This is a genomic window from uncultured Roseovarius sp., assembly GCF_947259555.1.
Taxonomy (GTDB): domain Bacteria; phylum Pseudomonadota; class Alphaproteobacteria; order Rhodobacterales; family Rhodobacteraceae; genus Roseovarius.
Map to the genome: position 1 here is coordinate 1 of NZ_CAMYMD010000030.1, position 19,434 is coordinate 19,434.

At 63.6% G+C, this 19,434-nt stretch carries 21 protein-coding genes and 1 pseudogene; 10 read left to right on the plus strand and 12 right to left on the minus strand.

Features of this window, described 5'->3' with window-relative positions; all coding sequences use genetic code 11:
- Window positions 1–237: 237 nt before the first annotated feature.
- From rpsA to Q0X85_RS05360, 4 genes are all read right to left on the minus strand, one after another.
- On the minus strand, window positions 238–2,109 hold the full coding sequence (gene rpsA / locus Q0X85_RS05345) for a 30S ribosomal protein S1 (protein WP_366129371.1): 1,872 nt from the start codon (window positions 2,107–2,109) through the stop codon (window positions 238–240).
- Between the two features lie 45 nt (window positions 2,110–2,154).
- Window positions 2,155–2,583, minus strand: a complete 429-nt coding sequence (locus Q0X85_RS05350; RefSeq protein WP_297770010.1) for a pentapeptide repeat-containing protein — start codon at window positions 2,581–2,583, stop codon at window positions 2,155–2,157.
- A gap of 61 nt (window positions 2,584–2,644) precedes the next feature.
- Window positions 2,645–3,034: a DUF4168 domain-containing protein gene (locus Q0X85_RS05355; RefSeq protein WP_297770012.1), complete on the minus strand. Its 390-nt coding sequence runs from the start codon at window positions 3,032–3,034 to the stop codon at window positions 2,645–2,647.
- A 120-nt stretch (window positions 3,035–3,154) separates the two neighbouring features.
- A complete protein-coding gene (locus Q0X85_RS05360; protein ID WP_297770014.1) occupies window positions 3,155–3,763 on the minus strand; it encodes a d(CMP) kinase in 609 nt (202 codons plus the stop codon).
- Window positions 3,764–3,862: 99 nt separating this feature from the next.
- Between Q0X85_RS05360 and Q0X85_RS05365 the strand changes: the two genes are divergently transcribed.
- The 3 genes and pseudogenes from Q0X85_RS05365 (at window position 3,863) to Q0X85_RS05375 (ending at window position 5,529) form a co-directional block, all read left to right on the plus strand.
- Window positions 3,863–4,201, plus strand: coding sequence for a DUF952 domain-containing protein (locus tag Q0X85_RS05365; RefSeq protein ID WP_297770101.1), 339 nt, complete (start codon window positions 3,863–3,865; stop codon window positions 4,199–4,201).
- Window positions 4,198–5,256, plus strand: coding sequence for a quinone-dependent dihydroorotate dehydrogenase (locus Q0X85_RS05370; protein WP_297770016.1), 1,059 nt, complete (start codon window positions 4,198–4,200; stop codon window positions 5,254–5,256). Before Q0X85_RS05365 ends, Q0X85_RS05370 begins: the two co-directional genes overlap by 4 nt.
- Window positions 5,253–5,529 (plus strand): annotated as a pseudogene (locus tag Q0X85_RS05375) (ArsC/Spx/MgsR family protein). Before Q0X85_RS05370 ends, Q0X85_RS05375 begins: the two are co-directional and overlap by 4 nt.
- A 98-nt stretch (window positions 5,530–5,627) precedes the next feature.
- Here the strand turns inward: Q0X85_RS05375 and Q0X85_RS05380 are convergent.
- The 5 genes from Q0X85_RS05380 to Q0X85_RS05400 form a co-directional block, all read right to left on the minus strand.
- A complete protein-coding gene (locus Q0X85_RS05380; protein ID WP_297770018.1) occupies window positions 5,628–6,548 on the minus strand; it encodes a DMT family transporter in 921 nt (306 codons plus the stop codon).
- 9 nt (window positions 6,549–6,557) lie between these two features.
- Complete coding sequence (locus Q0X85_RS05385) at window positions 6,558–7,931, minus strand: L-serine ammonia-lyase (RefSeq protein WP_297770020.1); 1,374 nt, start codon at window positions 7,929–7,931, stop codon at window positions 6,558–6,560.
- Between the two features lie 112 nt (window positions 7,932–8,043).
- Window positions 8,044–8,742 carry a glutathione S-transferase family protein gene (locus tag Q0X85_RS05390; protein WP_297770022.1) on the minus strand — a complete coding sequence of 233 codons (699 nt, stop codon included), beginning with the start codon at window positions 8,740–8,742 and terminating at the stop codon, window positions 8,044–8,046.
- Between the two features lie 52 nt (window positions 8,743–8,794).
- The gene (locus tag Q0X85_RS05395; RefSeq protein ID WP_297770024.1) at window positions 8,795–9,109 is read right to left on the minus strand and encodes a DUF1244 domain-containing protein; all 315 of its coding nucleotides are present in this window, start codon (window positions 9,107–9,109) and stop codon (window positions 8,795–8,797) included.
- A 59-nt stretch (window positions 9,110–9,168) separates the two neighbouring features.
- Complete coding sequence (locus Q0X85_RS05400) at window positions 9,169–9,930, minus strand: N-formylglutamate amidohydrolase (protein ID WP_297770025.1); 762 nt, start codon at window positions 9,928–9,930, stop codon at window positions 9,169–9,171.
- 107 nt (window positions 9,931–10,037) lie between these two features.
- Between Q0X85_RS05400 and pyk the strand changes: the two genes are divergently transcribed.
- From pyk to rplT, 4 genes are all read left to right on the plus strand, one after another.
- Window positions 10,038–11,483 (plus strand): pyruvate kinase, encoded by a 1,446-nt coding sequence (gene pyk, locus Q0X85_RS05405; protein ID WP_297770027.1) that lies wholly within the window; start codon window positions 10,038–10,040, stop codon window positions 11,481–11,483.
- Between the two features lie 42 nt (window positions 11,484–11,525).
- The gene (locus Q0X85_RS05410) at window positions 11,526–11,750 is read left to right on the plus strand and encodes a hypothetical protein (protein ID WP_297770029.1); all 225 of its coding nucleotides are present in this window, start codon (window positions 11,526–11,528) and stop codon (window positions 11,748–11,750) included.
- Window positions 11,751–11,888: 138 nt separating this feature from the next.
- Complete coding sequence (gene rpmI, locus Q0X85_RS05415; RefSeq protein WP_297770031.1) at window positions 11,889–12,089, plus strand: 50S ribosomal protein L35; 201 nt, start codon at window positions 11,889–11,891, stop codon at window positions 12,087–12,089.
- A 20-nt stretch (window positions 12,090–12,109) separates the two neighbouring features.
- Window positions 12,110–12,475 (plus strand): 50S ribosomal protein L20, encoded by a 366-nt coding sequence (gene rplT / locus Q0X85_RS05420; RefSeq protein WP_297770033.1) that lies wholly within the window; start codon window positions 12,110–12,112, stop codon window positions 12,473–12,475.
- A 63-nt stretch (window positions 12,476–12,538) separates the two neighbouring features.
- On the opposite strand, the gene Q0X85_RS05425 is transcribed toward rplT, so the two are convergent.
- On the minus strand, window positions 12,539–13,753 hold the full coding sequence (locus tag Q0X85_RS05425; protein ID WP_297770036.1) for a class I SAM-dependent methyltransferase: 1,215 nt from the start codon (window positions 13,751–13,753) through the stop codon (window positions 12,539–12,541).
- Between the two features lie 52 nt (window positions 13,754–13,805).
- Entirely contained in the window at window positions 13,806–15,749 is a 1,944-nt protein-coding gene (locus Q0X85_RS05430) for an AsmA family protein (protein ID WP_297770037.1), read from the minus strand.
- Between the two features lie 109 nt (window positions 15,750–15,858).
- On the opposite strand from Q0X85_RS05430, the gene rimO reads away from it, so the two are divergent.
- On the plus strand, window positions 15,859–17,232 hold the full coding sequence (rimO, locus tag Q0X85_RS05435; protein ID WP_297770039.1) for a 30S ribosomal protein S12 methylthiotransferase RimO: 1,374 nt from the start codon (window positions 15,859–15,861) through the stop codon (window positions 17,230–17,232).
- Here the strand turns inward: rimO and Q0X85_RS05440 are convergent.
- Window positions 17,229–17,840, minus strand: a complete 612-nt coding sequence (locus Q0X85_RS05440; RefSeq protein WP_297770042.1) for a hypothetical protein — start codon at window positions 17,838–17,840, stop codon at window positions 17,229–17,231. The genes rimO and Q0X85_RS05440 overlap by 4 nt on opposite strands.
- A gap of 289 nt (window positions 17,841–18,129) precedes the next feature.
- On the opposite strand from Q0X85_RS05440, the gene Q0X85_RS05445 reads away from it, so the two are divergent.
- Both Q0X85_RS05445 and Q0X85_RS05450 read left to right on the plus strand, forming a co-directional pair.
- Window positions 18,130–18,516 carry a DUF393 domain-containing protein gene (locus tag Q0X85_RS05445; protein WP_297770044.1) on the plus strand — a complete coding sequence of 129 codons (387 nt, stop codon included), beginning with the start codon at window positions 18,130–18,132 and terminating at the stop codon, window positions 18,514–18,516.
- A 310-nt stretch (window positions 18,517–18,826) separates the two neighbouring features.
- A complete protein-coding gene (locus tag Q0X85_RS05450; RefSeq protein WP_297770046.1) occupies window positions 18,827–19,423 on the plus strand; it encodes an outer membrane beta-barrel protein in 597 nt (198 codons plus the stop codon).
- Window positions 19,424–19,434 lie beyond the last annotated feature (11 nt).

A 19,434-nucleotide genomic window follows, 5' to 3' on the forward strand; every position in this document is an offset into this window, starting at 1 on the left:
CAAGCCATTGAAAACGCGGGAGTGTTTGGCTGGCATAAAGTGCGATCCACAGAGGTTGCTGCGCCCACCCGGCGGTCAGGCACCGCGCGGCTTGTTTCTGACCCCCCAATGTCCGCTCAAGGCCAAATCGCCACGCCGCCGTGACCTTTCAGGAAGCAGCGCAAGCCGCCGCTCGAAACGACAAACGGCCCCGCCAATCTGACGGGGCCGTTCGCATTCCATCACAGCGACAGGCGCTTACTTGTCGCCTTTGAGGGCCGCGCCGAGGATATCGCCGAGCGACGCACCGGAATCGGACGAGCCATACTGTTCGACGGCTTCTTTCTCTTCCGCGATCTCGCGTGCCTTGATCGACAGACCCAGACGGCGGGTCTTGTTGTCGACGTTGGTCACACGTGCATCGACCTTGTCACCGACCGAGAACCGCTCGGGGCGCTGTTCGGCGCGGTCGCGGCTGAGATCAGAGCGGCGAATAAAGGACTTCATGCCCTCGTACTCGACCTCGATGCCGCCATCCTCGATCGCCGTCACTTCGACGGTGATGATCGAGCCGCGCTTCACGCCGCCCACGGCTTCGGCAAACTTGTCGCCGCCGAGCGCCTTGATCGAAAGCGAAATACGCTCTTTATCGGTGTCCACTTCGGAGACAACCGCCTGAACGACATCGCCTTTCTTGTAGTTCTGAATGGCGTCCTCGCCACGCTCGTCCCAGCTCAGATCGCTGAGGTGAACCATGCCGTCGATTTCGCCTTCGAGACCGATGAACAGACCGAATTCGGTGATGTTCTTGACCTCGCCTTCGACCTCGGTGCCCTCGGGGTGGGTTTCGGCAAAGACTTCCCACGGGTTGCGCATGGTCTGCTTGAGGCCAAGGGAAACGCGGCGCTTGGCGCTGTCGATTTCCAGAACCATGACTTCGACTTCCTGGCTGGTCGAGACGATCTTGCCGGGATGCACGTTCTTTTTGGTCCAGGACATTTCCGAGACGTGAACGAGACCTTCGACACCCGGCTCCAGCTCAACAAATGCGCCGTAATCGGTGATGTTGGTGACGCGGCCGGAATGTACCGATTCGAGCGGGTACTTGGCGCCGACCAGATCCCACGGATCGTCCTGCAACTGCTTCATGCCGAGGCTGATGCGGTGGGTTTCCTTGTTGATCTTGATGACCTGAACCTTGACGGTTTCGCCGATCGACAGGATCTCGGAGGGGTGGTTGACGCGGCGCCATGCCATGTCGGTCACGTGCAGCAGGCCGTCGACACCGCCCAGGTCCACAAAGGCCCCGTATTCGGTGATGTTCTTGACGACGCCGTCGACAGTCTGACCTTCGGTCAGGTTGCCAATGACCTCGGCACGCTGTTCGGCGCGGCTCTCTTCGAGAATGGCGCGGCGCGACACGACGATGTTGCCACGGCGGCGATCCATCTTGAGGATCTGGAACGGCTGCTTGAGGCCCATGAGCGGGCCTGCGTCGCGCACCGGGCGCACATCGACCTGAGAGCCGGGCAGGAAGGCCACGGCGCCGCCCAAGTCGACGGTAAAGCCACCCTTGACGCGGCCAAAGATCGCGCCTTCGACACGCTCTTCGTCTGCATAGGCTTTTTCGAGACGGTCCCATGCCTCTTCGCGGCGGGCCATCTCGCGGCTGATCACGGCTTCGCCGCGGGCGTTCTCTGCGGAGCGCAGGAAGACCTCGACCTCGTCGCCGACCGAAATGTCGGGCGTCTCGCCGGGATTTGCGAATTCCTTGAGATCGACGCGGCCTTCCATCTTGTAGCCGACGTCGATGATGGCTTGTCCCGCCTCGATGGCGATGACCTTGCCTTTGACAACTGTGCCCTCGTCGGGCGTGTCCATTTCGAAGCTTTCTTCAAGGAGGGCTTCGAATTCCTCCATCGATGTGTTCTGAGCCATGTGGTCTCTGGTTTCCTTTGAACGGTTTTCTGGCCGCGCGGTTGTCTCCGCCGGTCTTTGGGGGTTTCGTTGGTCAGGCGGGTCACAAAACAAAGAGGGCCGGTGGTGCCGACCCTGCTCGATCTCAATGCTTTGTGGCGGTTTCCGCCTTGTTGACGCGCCGCGTATAGCGGGCGCTGCGGCGTAAATCAAGCCTTTGACGCAGGGGCGGCGCGCAATCGTGCCAACCGGGGCTGCTCAGTTGCAATTGTCGCGCGACAGCGTGCCGTCGGGCATGACCGTGTTGCACAGGATCGCATCCTCAAAACGCGCGCCGGTGATATCGGCCCCCTTGAGGCGGGCGCCTGACAGATCCGCGCCGCGAAAATCCGCATCGCGCATCGAGGCGTCGACGAATGTTGCAGCCTTCAGCGACGCATTGCGAAACGCCGCCCGGTCCAGCCGTGCATCATCGAGTTGTGCGAGAAAAAGGTTGGTTTCGGAGAAATCGCTGTCTTCCATCTTCGCTCCGGTCAGGTTGGCCCCGATCAATGCCTGTCCGGAGAATTCGGCCTTGGTGAGATCGCATCCGGGGCATGAGCCTGTTCCGGCCAACTCGTTCTCATCGGACAGGGCCGGGGTGGCGAGGGTGAGTGCGCTCAGTATGACTGCGAAATGGTGTTTCAATGAATATCCCTCCGGCAATCCGCAGCCGGGGCCATGGTGGCCATGGCCCCGGTTTTGGGTGCTACTGCGATTCGCTGTCCATGGCTTGAACGCGCTTAACGATTCTCTCGTTCAGGGCTTGGTCCTCACTCGCGGCGCGGGCGATCTCGGTATACTTGTCGATCGTCATGCCATCGGTTTCTTCAATCACAGTGGTGATCTCGGCATTGGCCTCTTCGATGATGGCCGCCTGTTGATCCTCGGTCTCGGCACTCTGCATGCGCGGTGTGTATTTTTGGCGAACGCTGGCTACTTCCAGCAACGCTGTCGTGAAAATATCAAGCTCTTCTGCTGAATAGCTCTCGGCACTCTGCGCGGCGGCGCTTTGGGCGGTGATTGCGGCCATTGGCGCTGCGGCGAAGGCCAGGGCGATGGCGGTTGTCGTTGCCTTGAGTGTCGTTCGGACGGGCATGACGCCTCCTTTGGTTCAGGGTTTCGGGCTGAGAGAGAGATCTCGCATCCACGATCCAAAACTTAAGGGCCATTCCGCCATGCACAACCGCATGAGCGAAGTCTTGCCGGAAAAGTGGGACTAACCCTGTGCGGCGTCAACGATTGCAATCGCCTCGGCCACAGCGTCCTGGATGGTCATCGTCGAGGTGTCGAGCAGTTGCGCGTCCTCGGCCGGCTTCAACGGGGCCGCGGCACGGGCACTGTCGCGGGCGTCGCGTTGACGCAGGTCTTCCATCACCTCGTCAACCGTCACCGCGTGGCCGCCGTCGCTCAGTTCCTTGTGCCTGCGGCGCGCGCGCTCGACATCGCTTGCCGTTACAAACAGCTTCACTTCCGCATCCGGGCAGATCACTGTGCCGATATCGCGGCCATCGAGCACCGCGCCCCCTGCGCGCCGGGCAAAGGCGCGTTGGAAATCCAGAAGAGCCTGACGCACCTCCGGTATGGCTGCCACACGGCTGGCGGCCTGGCTCACATCCGGCGTGCGCAGGTCGTCTGCGGCGAGATCCTCGGCGCGCAGGCTTTGCGCCGCCTCGACCGGATCGAGGCCGGTCAGCATCCGCCGCCCGGTGGCGCGGTAGAGCAACCCGGTATCGAGATGAGAAAAGCCGAAATGCGCCGCTAGGGCGCGCCCTATGGTGCCCTTGCCCGCCGCTGCCGGACCGTCGATCGCGATGGTGAATGCCATGCCTGTCCCCGTATCAAATGGAGCATCTTGCTAGCCGATCCTCGAATGTGTCGCAAGCACCGCTTGACGGCGCGGCGCGGGCGCGGCATCACCCGGCCCATGCTGATCTACAAGATATTCCGTGGCCCCGAATGGGCCGATCTGCGCGCCAAGGGCGAAAGTGCCGGTGCGCCGGTCGATCTCGCCGATGGTTATGTGCATTTCTCGACCGCCGATCAGGCCGCCGAGACTGTCGCAAAGCATTTCTCGGGCGAGGACGGGCTGATGCTGTTGGCTATCGAGTCCGAGCGTCTGGGCGAGGCCCTGAAATGGGAGCCGTCGCGCGGTGGCGCGCTGTTTCCGCATCTCTACCGCGAATTGCGCCTGTCGGATGTGGCTTGGGCGCAGCCCTTGCCGTTGGTGGATGGCGTGCATCAGTTCCCGGCAGGTCTGGAATGACCATGCTGGAGCGGCTCGGCCTTGGCCTGCTGCATCGCTGTGACCCCGAAACCGCGCATGGCCTGGCTCTGCGAGCGCTGCGCATGGGGCTGACTCCGACGCCCGGCCCGGTCACGAGCACGCGGCTCAGGACCGATCTGGCGGGGATGTCGCTGCCCAACCCGGTGGGCCTTGCGGCAGGCTTTGACAAGAATGCCGAGGCGCTGGGCCCGCTGAGCCGCGCCGGGTTCGGGTTCATCGAGGTGGGGGCGGTCACGCCGCGCGCGCAGCCCGGCAACCCGCGCCCGCGGCTGTTTCGGCTGAGCGAGGACCGGGGCGTGATCAACCGCTTCGGCTTCAACAACGAAGGCATGGAGGCCGCCGCCGCGCGGCTGGCCAATCGCCCCCGCAACGCGGTGATCGGCCTCAACCTGGGGGCCAACAAGGACAGCGCCGACCGGGCCGAGGATTTTGCCCGGGTGCTGGCGCATTGCGGCGCGCATCTCGATTTCGCGACGGTCAATGTCAGCAGCCCCAACACCGAAAAGCTGCGCGATCTGCAAGGGGCCGAGGCGCTTATGGGTCTCTTGAAAGGGGTGATGGAGGCGCGCGACTGGCTGCCGCGCCCGATCCCGGTGTTCCTCAAGATTGCGCCGGATCTGAGCGATACCGAACTGTCGGAGATCGCCGATGTGGCGCGCGTGAGCGGGGTCAGCGGCATCATCGCCACCAACACCACGCTGGATCGCGACGGGCTGCGCAGTGACGCACGCGATCAGGCGGGCGGGCTGTCTGGCCAGCCGCTGTTCGAGAAATCGACGCGGGTGCTGGCGCGGCTGTCGCAGCTGACAGGCGGCGGGATGCCGCTCATTGGCGTGGGCGGTGTGGGCTCGGCTGAGGAGGCCTATGCCAAGATCCGCGCCGGAGCGCATGCGGTGCAGCTGTATTCGGCGCTGGTTTATGAGGGGCTGTCGCTCGTCTCGGACATCGCCAACGGCCTCGATGCGGCGCTGGAGCATGACGGCTTTGCCAGCGTGGCCGAGGCCGTGGGGACGCGGCGGGAGGACTGGCTGTGATCACCTATTGGCACAATCCGCGCTGTTCCAAATCGCGTGCGGGACTTGCGCTATTGAAAGAGCGCGGGGCCGAGGTGAGCGTGCGGCGCTATCTTGAGGATGCGCCCCGGCGAGGCGCGGTTCAAGGATCTGGGCCTGACACGCGACAGTGCGCCCGACACACTGATCGCGGCGATGGCCGAAAACCCGATCCTGATCGAGCGGCCCATCGGCCTGACCGAGACCGGGGCCGTGATCGGCCGTCCACCCGAAACCCTGCTCAAGCTGCTCTGAAAGATCGTCCAGCCGAGCCGCGAGGGCTGCCCCGGCGCGATCATCGGTTCGCACAAGACACGGCGACTTGGCTCATGTCGGTGCCTACACCGAAATACCTAGACAGGTGGAACGGGGCGGCGTGGCCGGCGTCCGATCTGACGCTCTCGCAGGAACACATAGAGCCCTGATGCAACGATCAGCGCGATGCCCGCGAAACTCATCGCATCGGGCAAGTCTCCGAAAATGTAGAACCCGAGGACCGTCGCGGCCACGATCTCGAGATATTGCAGGGGTGCAAGCAACGAGGCCGGTGCGAGCGACAAGGCGAAGCTCAGGCAGACATGGCTGAGCGTCGCCACGACGCCGAGGCCCACGAGAAACCACAGCACCGGCCCCGTGGGCCAGGCGGGATCGAGCGGCTCGACGCCGCTGCCGTCAAACGCCCAGAGGATCGGCGTGGCGAGGACCAGCGCGGCAAGACCGGTGTAGACCTGCAAGGTAATAGGGTGCATCCGCGTCGCCATGCGACGGGTCAGGATCATGTAGATCGCAAAACATCCTGCGGTGACGACCGGAAGCAGGGCAACCGCCCCGACATCCTGAAAACTCGGCCTGATGATCAAGAGCGCCCCCGCAAAGCCGACACCGCATGCGATATAGCGGCGCGGGCCGACCGGCTCGCCCAGAAGGAGACCGCCGAGAAGTGTCAGGATGAACGGTTCGACAAAGAAGATCGCGATCGCGTCAGCGATGGGCATGAACCTCAGCGCGGTGAAAAAGCAGCCGGTCGCGACAAGCAGCAGCACCGAGCGCACAAGGTGAAGCCCAAGTTCTGCGCGTGCGGGGCGGTGCAGCCAGCCGAACGTGAGCGCGAGCGGCAGCAAGAGCCCTGCCTGAAACAGGAAGCGTGTAGCCGCAACCTGTCCAACGGCGATGTCGCCACCTATGAGTTTGGCAAAACTGTCCTGAAGCGGGGCGAGCACGCAGAACCCCACCATCAAGAGAATGCCCAGTGACGCGCGCGCAGCCTGATCCATCCGGCGGATCTAGCAGTTGGGGATGTTGACCGCCAGCCCGCCGAGGGAGGTTTCCTTGTACTTCTCGCTCATGTCGGCGCCGGTCTGGCGCATCGTCTCGATACAGGCGTCGAGCGGCACGAGGTGGGTGCCATCGCCGCGCAGCGCCAGGGACGCCGCCGAGACGGCCTTGATCGCGCCCAGCCCGTTGCGCTCGATGCAGGGCACCTGCACGAGGCCGCGCACCGGATCGCAGGTCATGCCGAGGTGATGTTCGAGCGCGATCTCGGCCGCGTTCTCGATCTGCGCCGGCGTGCCGCCCAGTACCGCACAGAGCCCCGCCGCGCCCATCGCCGAGGCGCTGCCGACCTCGGCCTGACAGCCCGCCTCGGCGCCCGAGATGGAGGCGTTGAACTTGACCAGCCCGCCGATGGCCGCCGCCGTGAGCAGGAATTCCTCGATCTGGCCCTCATGCGCGCCGGGCACATGCTCCAGCCAATACTTGATCACCGCAGGCACCACGCCTGCCGCGCCATTGGTGGGCGCGGTCACTACCTGACCGCCGGCGGCGTTCTCTTCGTTGACGGCCATGGCGTAGGCGCTCATCCAGTCGTTGATTTTGTGCGGCGCGCTCAGGTTGGTGCCTCGCTCGGCGATCAGGGCATCGCGAATACCTTTGGCGCGGCGCTTGACGCCGAGACCGCCGGGCAGGGTGCCGTCGGTGGTCAGCCCGCGCTCGATACAGTCGTCCATCACCTGCCAGATCCGCGCCACGCCCGAGCGCAGGTTTTCCGGCCCGCCACGCGAGACTTCATTGGCGCGCTTCATCGCGGCGATGCTCTTGCCCGAGCGTTCGGACATGTCGAGCATTTCGACCGCGCTCTTGAACGGGTAGGGGACCGGATCGCCTTCGTCGGTATCGCGGCCCGCCGCCAGCTCACCCTCGGTCATGACGAAGCCGCCGCCGATGGAATAATAGGTCTCTTGCAGGATCACGTCGCCCTGCGCGTCTGTCGCCATCAGGATCATGCCATTCGCATGGCCCGGAAGATTGGGACCGAAGTCGAAGATCAGGTCTTCCTTTGGGTGGAACTTCAGCTCCGGCAGGTCTGGCGGCGTCACGCGGTGGGTCTCGCGAATTTGGGCCAGCACCTCTTCGGCGGCCTCGGCATCGTAGGTTTCGGGGCGAAACCCGGCGAGGCCGAGGATGGTCGCGCGGTCGCTTGCGTGCCCGACGCCGGTAAAGGCCAGCGAGCCGTGCAAAGACCCCCGCAGACCCGCGTATTGAAACGGCTCTGCGCGCAGCCGGTCGAGAAATCGTGCTGCGGCCACCATCGGCCCCATCGTGTGCGACGAGGACGGCCCGATGCCGACCTTGAACATATCGAAGACGGATAGAAACATGTGGCGCGCTCCATTGGGCCGCGGGTGGGTCGCAGGCGTTATCCCCGCATCCTCTTACAGCTACTTGTCCGAAAGCGACCGTTCAAGGGCGGCGCGCTGACATGTGACCGGATCAGAGCGCCGCGCCCTCGGGCGGATCGGCGGGCAGGGGGGCGGAAAAGGGCGCAGGTCCGAGCCCCTCGGCGCGAGCGGCGGCCTGCGCGCTGTCGCGTGTTTCCAGGCTCTGCGCCATGCTCTGCAAGCGCGGCCAGCGGGCAAGCCGGAACCAGCCGGTTTCCCCGGCCGGGTAGAGCGCCAGCCAGCGCAGCGCCGGGCCGAGATAGAGGCCGAGCATTGTAGGAGTGGCGCCGCTGAAGAGGTCGGGATGCGCATTTGCCGCCGCCTCCAGCGTGTCGAGATGGCGTGCGGCCTCACCCTGCATATGAGTGCGCAGCCGGGCCTGATCTGCGGTATCCGCACCTGCATATTGATCGATATAGAAGATCATCCGCATCGCCGGGTGCAGGGTATTGGACAGGAAAAACAGCCATTTGAGCAGCGCCCCGCGTGCGGGATCATCCGGGGCGGGGGCGAGCGCGCCGTGTCGGTCGGCCAGCCACAAAAGGATCGCGCCGGTCTCGAAGATCGGGCCATCGGGCGTTTCCAGCACCGGGATCAGCCCCGCCGGGTTGAGCGCCAGATAGGCGGGCGATTTCTGCGCCCGCGCGCGGCGGTCGACCAGCACGGTCGCGTAGGGCACACCCAGTTCCTCCAGCGCGAGGCGGATGATGAGCGAGGCGTTGTCGGGCGCGTAATGCAGGCGATAGGTCATGGCGCGACCCTAGCGGGGCCTGCGCGCGCGCCTTGCTGGAAAGCGACGCCGCTCAGCCCTTTTCGCCCACATTTTCGGCGAAGGCGGCGTCGAACGCGGCTTTCTTTTCGGCGTCGGCGTCGATCTGGTAGCGCGCCTTCCATTCGTCATAGGGCATGCCGTAAAATGTCTCGCGGGCTTCGGCCTTGGACATGTCGATGCCGCGCGCGTTGGCCGCCTCCTGATACCAACGGCTCAGGCAGTTGCGGCAAAAGCCTGCAAGGTTCATCAGGTCGATATTCTGTACATCGGTGCGCTTTTCCATCAGGTGCGCGCGCAGCGTGCGGAAGGCGGCGGCCTCGAGTTCGATCCGGGTCTGGTCGTCCATGGTCTTTCTCCTCTGTTTGACGCCAAGATGAGGCGCGGCGCGGCGTGGTGCAAGGCCCCTCAGACGCCGGCCTGTTCGGCCACCTCTTGTAGGATCGGTGCCAGCCGGGCCGCCCATCGGGCCTGTTGCTCGGGTGTTTCGATCAGGTCATTTCTCAGTTCAATGAGCACATTGGGCCGTTCATACGCGATGGCATGGCGCGCGATGGCGTCCCCCGGCAGATGGCCGCCATAGGGCTCATTCTCTCCGACGCAAAGATCGTTTTCCTGTCGCAGACGTGCCAGGAGGGGCTTGGCGAGACGCATGTCCGCGGCATAAAGCAGGCCGATATGCCAAGGGCGTGGCGGCCTGCCGCGCAGTTGCCGCGTGAAGCTGTGGACCGAGACGATCACCGTGTCGTCGCGCCGCGCCGCCAATTCCGCCAGTGCGGTGTGATAGGGACGATAGAGCCGGTTGAGGCGGCGTTCGATTTCGTCCGGATCGGCGCTGCGGTTGGCGGGAATGACGGTGCCGTCATAGAGCCGCATGACCAGCGTGGGGTCATCCTCGCCCCGGTTCGGGTCGATGACAAGCCGCGAGAAATTACTCAGGATGGCAGGCCCGTTCAGCGCCTCGGCCAATGCCGTGGCAAGGCCTGCCGCGCCGACATCATAGGCGATATGGCGGGCCATGTCCGCCTTGGCCACACCAAGAGTGCCGCCCGCCACGAAAGCGGGCACGGCGTTGCTGGCATGATCGCATGTCACCAGCCAGCGTTCGGGCCTTGAGGGCCCTTCGATCTGATAGGGGGTGTAATTCATCGGGTTGGTTTTTCCTGTCATCTTGCTTTAGGACAGTTGCGAGAGAATGTGAATTGCGCGATAAGACGGAGAGGGTGGATGTTAGCGTTAACATCGCAGCCCTCGGGAAGAGATGAAGGACAGATGAAATGAGACGCGACCGCAATGTCAAGATCGTGGCCACGCTTGGCCCTGCCTCGTCGGATTATGATACGATACGTGCCCTGCACGAGGCGGGCGCAGATGTGTTTCGTCTCAACATGAGCCACGGCACCCATGCCGACATCTCGGAGCGGCATCGCATCATTCGGCAGGTTGAGGCCGATCTTGACAGCCCGATCGCCATTCTGGGGGATCTGCAAGGGCCCAAGCTGCGTGTCGGGGCGTTTGTGAATGGCGAGGAAGAGTTGATCGAAGGCGCGGCCTTTCGGCTGGACCTCGATGAGACCGAGGGCGATGTGTCCCGGGTCTGTCTGCCGCACCCCGAAATTTTCGCGGCGCTGGAGCCGGGCGCGGATCTGCTGGTCAACGATGGCAAGATCCGGTTGCGGGTGCGTGAGTGCGGGCCCGAATTTGCCGATTGCGAGGTCATTGCCGGGGGCACGATTTCGAATCGCAAAGGTGTGAACGTGCCCGACGTGGTGCTGCCGCTTGCGGCCTTGTCGGAAAAGGACCTGGCGGACCTTGAGTTTGTCTGCGATCTGGGTGTCGACTGGCTGGCGCTCAGTTTTGTTCAGCGTCCCGAGGATGTGAATGAGGCCCGCGTGTTGGTGCGCGGGCGCGCCGCGATCATGTCGAAGATCGAGAAACCGGCAGCGGTGAAGTGCTTTGACGATATTCTGGAGGTCAGCGACGGGATCATGGTCGCCCGGGGCGATCTTGGCGTAGAACTGCCGGTGCAGAACGTGCCGCCCATCCAGAAGCGCCTGGTGCGCCGTTGCCGGGCGGTCGCCAAGCCGGTGATCGTGGCGACGCAAATGCTCGAATCGATGATCGAGTCGCCGATGCCGACCCGTGCCGAAGTCTCTGACGTGGCCACCGCGATCTACGAGGGGTCGGACGCGATCATGCTGTCGGCGGAATCGGCGGCCGGGGATTACCCGGTCGAGGCGGTGCAGACCATGGACAATGTCGCCCGCGAAGTCGAGAATGACCCGACCTACCGCGAAGTGATCGAGGCCAGCCGCCGCGCCGACCGCCAGAGTGTGGCCGATGGTATTGTTGCGGCTGCGCGCGAGATCGCCGAGACCGCCGATATCAAGGTGATCTGCTGCTATACCGAATCGGGCACAACGGCACTTTTGACAGCCAGAGAACGCCCGCGCGTGCCGATCATGGCGCTGACCAGCGTACTCGGGACCGCCCGGCGTCTGGCCCTCACATGGGGTGTAACCTGTGTCATGACCGGAGAGCTCACGCGGTTCAAGATGGCCGTCATCAACGCTGCCCGGGCCGCGCGCGCGCAGGGCTATGCCGAGGAAAACGACCAGATCGTTGTCACCGCCGGGGTGCCGTTCAATGTGCCCGGCACGACAAATATCCTGCGCGTGGCTCCGTGTCAGGAAAGTTTGATTTACGCCACCGATCCGGGGTAACCTGTCCCAGTTGTGTTTAACGGTCATTCCCGGAGGTATGTGATGGATCCTGATCTGGCGATGGCCATAGGCATGGTCTTGGGGGTGTTCTCCATCCCGTCGATCTTGTCGGCCTTTTCCGAATCACGGGCGCCACGTGTCGCAGCTTTGACGCTGATCGCGGCCGGGGGGCTCATTGTCTGGGCGATCAGCAATAAACCCGGCGGCTACAGCTTTAGCGAGCTGCCCGAGGTGCTGGTCCGGGTGATTGCGCGATACATCTCGTGACGGCTCTTGCACCGGGGTGCGAGGATGCCTCTTGAACAAGATCCGGATGACGCGTATACGGCGCGCTCATCCCGCAGGACCGGCCCGACGTGGCATGCCGAGCTCTGCGGTTACACCGACCAGATACAGGAGCCGGAAATGCCCAAGATGAAGACGAAATCGAGCTGCAAAAAGCGGTTCAAAGTGACGGCGACGGGCCGTGTTGTGGCCGCCCAGGCGGGCAAGAGCCACGGCATGATCAAGCGCACCAACAAATTCATCCGTAACGCGCGTGGCACCACCACGCTCAGCAAAGCCGACGAAGGTATCATCAAGCCGATGATGCCCTACGCACGCTAAGCCCCAGGAGGATTTGAGAGATGTCACGCGTCAAAGGTGGGGTTGTTACCCACGCCCGTCACAAGAAAGTCGTCAAGGCCGCCAAAGGCTACTATGGCCGCCGCAAGAACACCTTCAAGGTGGCCGCCCAGGCCGTCGACAAGGCCAACCAATACGCCACCCGCGACCGCAAGAACCGCAAGCGCAATTTCCGCGCGCTGTGGATCCAGCGGATCAACGCGGCTGTGCGCGCCCATGACGAATCGTTGACCTATTCGCGCTTCATCAACGGTCTGACCCTGGCCGGGGTTGAAGTCGATCGTAAGGTGCTCGCGGATCTCGCCGTGCACGAGCCCGCCGCGTTCGGCGCGATCGTGGAGCAGGCCAAGGGCGCTCTGGCCGCCTGAGCCGGTCGCCTGCGAGGGACAGAGAGATAAGCGCTGCCCGGATCACCCTCCGGGCGGCGTTTTTCATGCGCGCGTGGCGGACGCGCCGCGGAAAATACCGGAATAGAGCAGCAACCCGTGATCGCCCAGATCACGCTCGATCCGCGACCAGAGCGCGCCCATGCCGATGGGGTCGGTGCCGGTGGCGGTCGCGATCTCTTGCAGGCTGCGCCGCCCGTCTACCGCCGCAATCAGCCGTGCCGCCTCTTTCGGCAGGCTCAGCCGCGTGGTGACGCTGCCAAAGCTCAGCTTGGGGCTTTGACCCTGCGCCACGGCCCGCGCCAGATCGGCGGCGCGCAGCCCCTTGAGATGCGGGACCAGCGCGCGATTGCGCCCCGTGGCCGGGCCCCGCGCCTCAGTGCCGCGCACAGCATAGCCCACATGCGTCTTGATCGTGCCGCTCAGCTTTTCGGCCAGCGCCATGCGCTCGACCGGGCCCAGGTGGTCCGGCACATCGGTGATCCGTGCGAGATCATAAAGCACCGGCAAGGTGAAGCCAGACAGGTGCCAGCCCGTCGCCTCCAGCATGTCGTTGAGCGCGGTCACGTCAAAGGCCCGGTCCTGCGAGTGCAGCAGCAGGTCATAGAACCCCGCATCGCTGTCCTTGTGATCGCCCAGATTCACATTGGCCTTGAACGGATGCCCCTCGGGCAGGCCAGCCACGATCTTGCGCGCCGCCCTCAGCCGCGCCTCGGGCGCCATCCCCACGAAGAGCGCGCCGAACGCTTCCTGTAGCGGATAGACACCTGATCGGCCATAGGGCGCATAGACCATGAAGCCCATGCCGCCACCGGGGGCCAGCGCTGCCAGCAGCGCACGAAATCCCTCGGCCGGGTCGGGCAGGTGATGCAGCACGCCGCAACAGTCGATATAGTCGAACTCGCCATACTCGGCGGCCGCCAGAAGGCTGCCGGTGACAAAGCGGATGCCGCGCAGCCCGCGCATCCGCGCCCGCTCCTCGGCAATCGCGCGCGAGGCGGTCGAGAGGTCCAGATAGGTGATCTCCGCCAGCCGCCCCGCATCCTGCATCTGGTGCGCCAGTTGAATAAGCGCATCGCCGGTGCCGCCGCCCGCCACCAGCACGCGCAGCGGCTTTGACCAGTCGCGCGCGCCGCCAAAGACGAAATGATCCACCTCCAGCACATGCGAGGGCGACCCGGTGATCAGCCGCGTTTTCTCATCCGCCGGGTCACGCGCCGGGTAAGGATAGGCCTCGTATTGCGCCCTGATCTCGCTCACCGCCGCGCCCCCTGTTTCTTTTTGGCAAAAATACTCAAATCCGACGCCCGCCTCAGTCGAAGAGCTTGCGCAGCGCGTCCTTCGCCTTGTCCTCGATCTTGTCCTTGACCGCATCCTCCAGGCTCTGGCCCTCCTGCGGCGTCACTTCGAGCCGCTTCTGCACCTCGCGCTCCAGCCGCTCCTCGGCCTTCTGCTCCAGTTCCTCACGCTCGGCCTTGAGGTTGAGATCGAGCGCCTTTTCCAGATCTGGCTTGATGCGGGGGCTGGCCCAGGGGCCCTCGATCCGCACCGGAATGGCGAGGCCACGGGAATTGTCCCCCTCCAGCAGCACCGGCGTGAACAGATAGTCGATATCGCGCGCGCCCAGCCCCACGCGGCCCGTCCCTTCGGCCCGCGCCAGCGGCAGCTTCATCGTCAGATCGCGATTGTAGAGATTGCCCTGATCCATGGTGAAACTGGCGCTCATTGTGTCAAACACCGTGGTCCCCCCCGACACGTCGCCCGCCCGCATCAGCCGGTCGAGATCAATCCCCGAGATCACCCCGCGCCCGGTGCGCACGCTGCCCTTGCCCGAGAGCGAATTCATGATCGCATGTACCGATTGGCCGACGCCCAGAAACTCCACCTCGCCGCTCGCCGAGGCCGCAAAACGGGTGATGTCCATGGCATCGCTGAGGAAGCGTTCGAGGTTGAGGCCCTCGGCCTTCATGGTGCCGCCCACCGACAGGCCCGAGCGGTTGTTGGCGACGAACTCGCCGGTGATCAGCCCGTCATAGCCGCGCATTTCGCGCAAGGAAAAGACCGCGCGCGACCGGTCCAGCGTCATCAGCGTGCGGGTTGTGCCCAGCTTCAGATCGCCCAGGTCGATGCTGTCGGCGACCAGCGCCACCTCGCCATTGGCCAGCGCCAGACCGCTGGCGTCGATGGGCGCGCGCGACCAGCCGGTGTCACCGCCCGCGCCCGCCTCATTGCCGTCCGCCCCGGCCAGCTTTGACAGATCAAGCGCACCGGCATTGAGCTGTGCATTGATACGCGGCACATCGCCCGCAAGCTCGATATCCGCCGCCCCCGAGAGCGCATTACCCCCCAGATCGAGCGTCATGTCGCGCAACGAAAGCCGCATCTCTTGCGTCAGCGTCACATCCGCCCCGCCCCTGACGCCCGCGCCAAAGCCCTGCGGCAGGTCCACCGCGCCCAGATCCAGCGCCGCGACAAAGGCGCTCGTGTCGGACATGTCGATATCGAACCGCCCCTGCATCTGCGGCTGAACACCTGCGCGCCCGTCAAAGCCGAGGCGCCCGCCGGGCCCCTCGATATTGGCCACCACATCCGTCACCGCCCCGTCGAGGAACGCGCCGACCTGCTCCAGATGGCCCGACACCGTCACCGGATCGCCCGCCTGCCGCAGCACCACGTCAAACGTCGCCCGGCCATCGTAGTCGGGCCAGCGCAGGTCGAAATCCATGTCGCGGATCGCCTGTGTCTCGCCAGTGCCATGATCGGTATAGGTCAGATAGGCACCTTGGATCAGCGCCCGGTCCAGCGTCAGCGACAGCCGGTTCGCGGTGGCGGGCGTGCCGCCCTCGGACTGGCCGGAGGGGGCCACGCCCTCGACCCCCAACTCCCAGTTCACCCGTCCGTCGGCGGCCCGTTCCAGCCGGATCTGCGGCCCCACCGCCTCCAGCCCGGTGATCCGGATATCGCCGCCGAAGAGCGCCGCAGGCTCCACCCCGATCTTGAGGCTGTCGGCGGTGAACATCGGCCCGGCCTCGGACCAGTCGGCATTGGCGACCTCGACCGCCCCGGTCGCAACCCCCAGAACCGGGTAAAAGCTGATCCGCGTGTCGCCCGACATGGTGACCTGACGGCCCGTCGCCTTGGTGATCTGCTCGGCGGCGATCTTGGCGATCCGGTCGCCCGGCAGGAAAAACAGCGCGCCCAGCACGATCGCCAGCATCACAACCACCAGCCCGATCAGCCGAAACACCCACCGCATGGCACATCCCCTCTTGCAACGCCTCGGCCCAACTCTAGGCGTGCAGCGCAGGCAGGGGCAACCGCTTTTGCCCCTTCCCGCGGGACCGGGCAAAGGCTATATCGCAGCCATGTCACAGAACCCGCCCAGCCTTCGCCCCGACCTCGCCCCGCGCGCCCGCCTGACCGAGACACCCCGCAGCGGCCAGCCGACCATCGGCATGGTCTCACTGGGCTGTCCCAAGGCGCTGGTGGACAGCGAGCGTATCCTCACCCGGCTGCGCGCCGAGGGCTACGGCATCTCGCCCGATTATACCGGCGCGGATGCGGTGATCGTGAACACCTGCGGCTTTCTCGACAGCGCCAAGGCCGAAAGCCTCGAGGCCATCGGCGAGGCATTGGCCGAAAATGGCCGGGTGATCGTCACGGGCTGTCTCGGGGCCGAGCCCGATTACATCACCGGGGTGCATCCCCGCGTCCTCGCCGTCACCGGGCCGCATCAATACGAGCAGGTGCTCGATGCCGTGCATGCCGCCGTGCCGCCCTCGCCCGATCCGTTCATTGACCTGCTGCCCGCCTCGGGCGTAAGCCTGACACCGCGCCATTACAGCTATCTCAAGATTTCCGAGGGCTGTAATCACAAGTGCAAATTCTGCATCATCCCCGACATGCGCGGGCGTCTTGCCAGCCGTCCGGCCCATGCGGTGATCCGCGAGGCCGAAAAGCTGGTCGAAAGCGGCGTGCGCGAACTCTTGGTGATCTCTCAGGACACCTCCGCCTATGGCGTCGATATCAAGCACGCCGAGGCGAACGGCCACCGCGCTCATATCACCGATCTGGCGCGCGATCTGGGGTCACTCGGCGCATGGGTCCGGCTGCATTACGTCTACCCCTATCCGCATGTGCGCGAGTTGATCCCGCTGATGGCGGAAGGGCTGGTGCTGCCCTATCTCGACATTCCCTTCCAGCACGCCCATCCCGACACGCTCAAACGCATGGCCCGGCCGGCCGCCGCCGCGCGCACCCTCGATGAAATCGCCGCATGGCGCGCGATCTGCCCCGACATCGCCCTGCGCTCCACCTTCATCGTCGGCTATCCCGGCGAAACCGAGGCGGAATTCCAGACGCTTCTGGATTGGCTGGATGAGGCGCAGCTCGACCGGGTGGGGTGCTTTCAATATGAGAATGTCGCGGGGGCCCGCTCCAACGCCCTGCCGGATCACGTCGCCCAAGAGGTCAAACAGGACCGCTGGGACCGGTTCATGGCCAAGGCACAGGCGATCTCCGAGGCGAAACTCGCCGCGAAGGTGGGCCAGCATCTCGACGTGATCGTCGACGATATCGACGCCGACGGCATCGCCACCTGCCGCACCAAGGCCGACGCCCCGGAGATCGACGGGAACCTGTTTATTGACGAGGGAACGAGTGCGCTCTCGGTCGGCGACATCGTCACCGTCGAGGTGGACGAGGCGGGGGAGTACGATTTGTGGGGTAAGATTTACTAAGGTTTTACGCCCTGACCATTTACTGGCTTAATGTCGTCGCGCGCACGATCAATTAGCATTTCGTAAAATTGCGTATCTTTGCTTATATCTTTTGGCTCAACACTCATGATGACTTGAATTGACGAACGCTCGTCAAAAGACAAACCTTCAATAAACTCATTTAATTTCAGAATTTCCTCGCTGTCGAATGATGCAAATTTCACTTTACCAGTAGCAGTGCCGCCAATCTTGACCAGACGTGCATCTGATCCCCAAGAATCTGCCAACTCGTTAAATTTCTCATATGCCCCGCTAGAGACCGACATATTGGCCACTGACACCGAAAGCGTATCGGCACCGTCTGATAACACCATCAGTGAATCTAAAACTTGATCGGTCCTGTGGTCTAACCCTCGCGCTACTGCATCAAGGATTTTATCTTCGGCTTCGACTATTCTCTTCTCAATGGTGTTACGCGCAGTCTCAGCTTTTTGGAACTCCAAGTCCGATTTTCCAGTTATCCTGGCCTCGGCTGTTTCTATTCCTGCAGATACCATATACTGATTGGCAGCTATCGCAGCCACCAATAAACCAATTAGAACAAGGATATCTCCCAGCTTCAGGTTCATCAACCATCCAGTCAAAACAAGAGTATAGTTATGGTTCCCACCACGATAAAGATCGTGGCGAACACAATTGCAACTTGCAAGCCTATTCGACTGAAAATGATCATGATGACCTCCTACGCGGAAGTAATATAACACGCCCGTAAGTTAACACTCTGTAACCAAACTGCGCAAATTCGCGATGGGGTGTGATCCACGCCTTCGCGGATATGTCGGGGTGCCATGATGACGCAGTATGCGCGGTCTTTCCGCAATCTCCTCCTACTCTAACTGTAGTAGCGAGGAGACCCGCATGACCACCGAAACCGATGTGCTCTACAATGCCCGCTGCCCGGTCTGTCGGGCCGAGATCGACCATTACCGCGGCTACGCCGAGGCGCGGGGCCTGCCGGTGGCGTTTCACGATCTCAACACCCGCGATCTGGCCGATTGGGGGATCGGGGCCGATGCGGCCGCCCGGCGTTTGCATGTGCGGCAGGGCGGGCGCATTCTGTCGGGGGTGGATGCCTTCATCGCCCTCTGGCGGGCGCTGCCGCGCTATCGGTGGATCGCGCGGATCGTGGCCCTGCCGGGGCTGCGGCAGGCCGCGCATCTGATCTACGAGCGCCTCCTGGCCCCACGGCTTTATGCCCGGCACCTGGCGCGTGAACGCCGCAAGGACGCGCGCACATCGCCTTGAGCGAGATGTTTCAAGCCTGCGCAGGCCGATACTTTGACCCGCGTCAAAATGTTGTTTGGCGTTCAAGACGGCATATTGAATTTTCTACGCAGGGTTGCGCATTTTCAACACGCGCTTGCGATTATCCGCCGATTTTCGAGGCTTTTCAGCATGTCTGTGCCACTCAAAGGAGTGTGACCCCGGCCCCGTTGTGTCACCCTTGTCGGAGTGGATACCAAGACCGATATGCACGGTAACGGTAGCAACCGTGGCTGCCCCGGCATTTTCTTTCCCCGGCCGGGGCAATCGAACAGAGTGAAAGGAAGAGAACATGTTGAAGACAACAACAGCACTCGCAACTGGAGCGGCCCTGCTGGCGAGCCCCGCTCTTGCAGGCAATATCGAAGAGCCGGCGCCCGAACCGGTGGTCGAGGCGCCCGTGGTGCCTGTCGCCCCCGCGAGTCCGAACTGGACCGGCTTTTATGGGGGTGGTCAGATCGGCTGGGCCTGGGTCGATACCGACCTTGCCGGCGTTGATGGCGATGACCTCATCGGCGGTGTCAATCTCGGGTATGACTTTGATCTGGGCAACAATTGGGTCGTTGGCGCCGGTGCTGATTACGACTTTGCCGATATCAGCCTGTCGGGTGCCAATGCCAGCGTCGAGAACGTGTTTCGGGCCAAGCTGCGCGGCGGCTACAAGATCGGGCAGGGCCTCGCCTATGGCACCACCGGCTATGCCTGGGCAGATACCGATAACATCGGAGACGACGATGGCTGGTTCATTGGCGGTGGCTACGAGCATATGATCACCGAGAACATCTCGCTTGGCGGCGAGCTGCTGTATCACCAGTTCGATGACTTCGGCACAGCGAATACCGATGTCGAAGCAACCACCCTTCAGACGCGGGCGACATTCCGCTTTTGATCTTGGGTGCG

Bases quoted from the DNA above. Each gene is read 5' to 3' on its own strand.
- Q0X85_RS05355 (WP_297770012.1), bottom strand. From the start codon at position 3,034: ATGCCCGTCCGAACGACACTCAAGGCAACGACAACCGCCATCGCCCTG.
- Q0X85_RS05360 (WP_297770014.1), bottom strand. From the start codon at position 3,763: ATGGCATTCACCATCGCGATCGACGGTCCGGCAGCGGCGGGCAAGGGC.
- Q0X85_RS05365 (WP_297770101.1), top strand. From the start codon at position 3,863: ATGCTGATCTACAAGATATTCCGTGGCCCCGAATGGGCCGATCTGCGC.
- Q0X85_RS05370 (WP_297770016.1), top strand. From the start codon at position 4,198: ATGACCATGCTGGAGCGGCTCGGCCTTGGCCTGCTGCATCGCTGTGAC.
- Q0X85_RS05380 (WP_297770018.1), bottom strand. From the start codon at position 6,548: ATGGATCAGGCTGCGCGCGCGTCACTGGGCATTCTCTTGATGGTGGGG.
- Q0X85_RS05385 (WP_297770020.1), bottom strand. From the start codon at position 7,931: ATGTTTCTATCCGTCTTCGATATGTTCAAGGTCGGCATCGGGCCGTCC.
- Q0X85_RS05390 (WP_297770022.1), bottom strand. From the start codon at position 8,742: ATGACCTATCGCCTGCATTACGCGCCCGACAACGCCTCGCTCATCATC.
- Q0X85_RS05395 (WP_297770024.1), bottom strand. From the start codon at position 9,109: ATGGACGACCAGACCCGGATCGAACTCGAGGCCGCCGCCTTCCGCACG.
- Q0X85_RS05400 (WP_297770025.1), bottom strand. From the start codon at position 9,930: ATGACAGGAAAAACCAACCCGATGAATTACACCCCCTATCAGATCGAA.
- pyk (WP_297770027.1), top strand. From the start codon at position 10,038: ATGAGACGCGACCGCAATGTCAAGATCGTGGCCACGCTTGGCCCTGCC.
- Q0X85_RS05410 (WP_297770029.1), top strand. From the start codon at position 11,526: ATGGATCCTGATCTGGCGATGGCCATAGGCATGGTCTTGGGGGTGTTC.
- rpmI (WP_297770031.1), top strand. From the start codon at position 11,889: ATGCCCAAGATGAAGACGAAATCGAGCTGCAAAAAGCGGTTCAAAGTG.
- rplT (WP_297770033.1), top strand. From the start codon at position 12,110: ATGTCACGCGTCAAAGGTGGGGTTGTTACCCACGCCCGTCACAAGAAA.
- Q0X85_RS05430 (WP_297770037.1), bottom strand. From the start codon at position 15,749: ATGCGGTGGGTGTTTCGGCTGATCGGGCTGGTGGTTGTGATGCTGGCG.
- rimO (WP_297770039.1), top strand. From the start codon at position 15,859: ATGTCACAGAACCCGCCCAGCCTTCGCCCCGACCTCGCCCCGCGCGCC.
- Q0X85_RS05440 (WP_297770042.1), bottom strand. From the start codon at position 17,840: ATGAACCTGAAGCTGGGAGATATCCTTGTTCTAATTGGTTTATTGGTG.
- Q0X85_RS05445 (WP_297770044.1), top strand. From the start codon at position 18,130: ATGACCACCGAAACCGATGTGCTCTACAATGCCCGCTGCCCGGTCTGT.
- Q0X85_RS05450 (WP_297770046.1), top strand. From the start codon at position 18,827: ATGTTGAAGACAACAACAGCACTCGCAACTGGAGCGGCCCTGCTGGCG.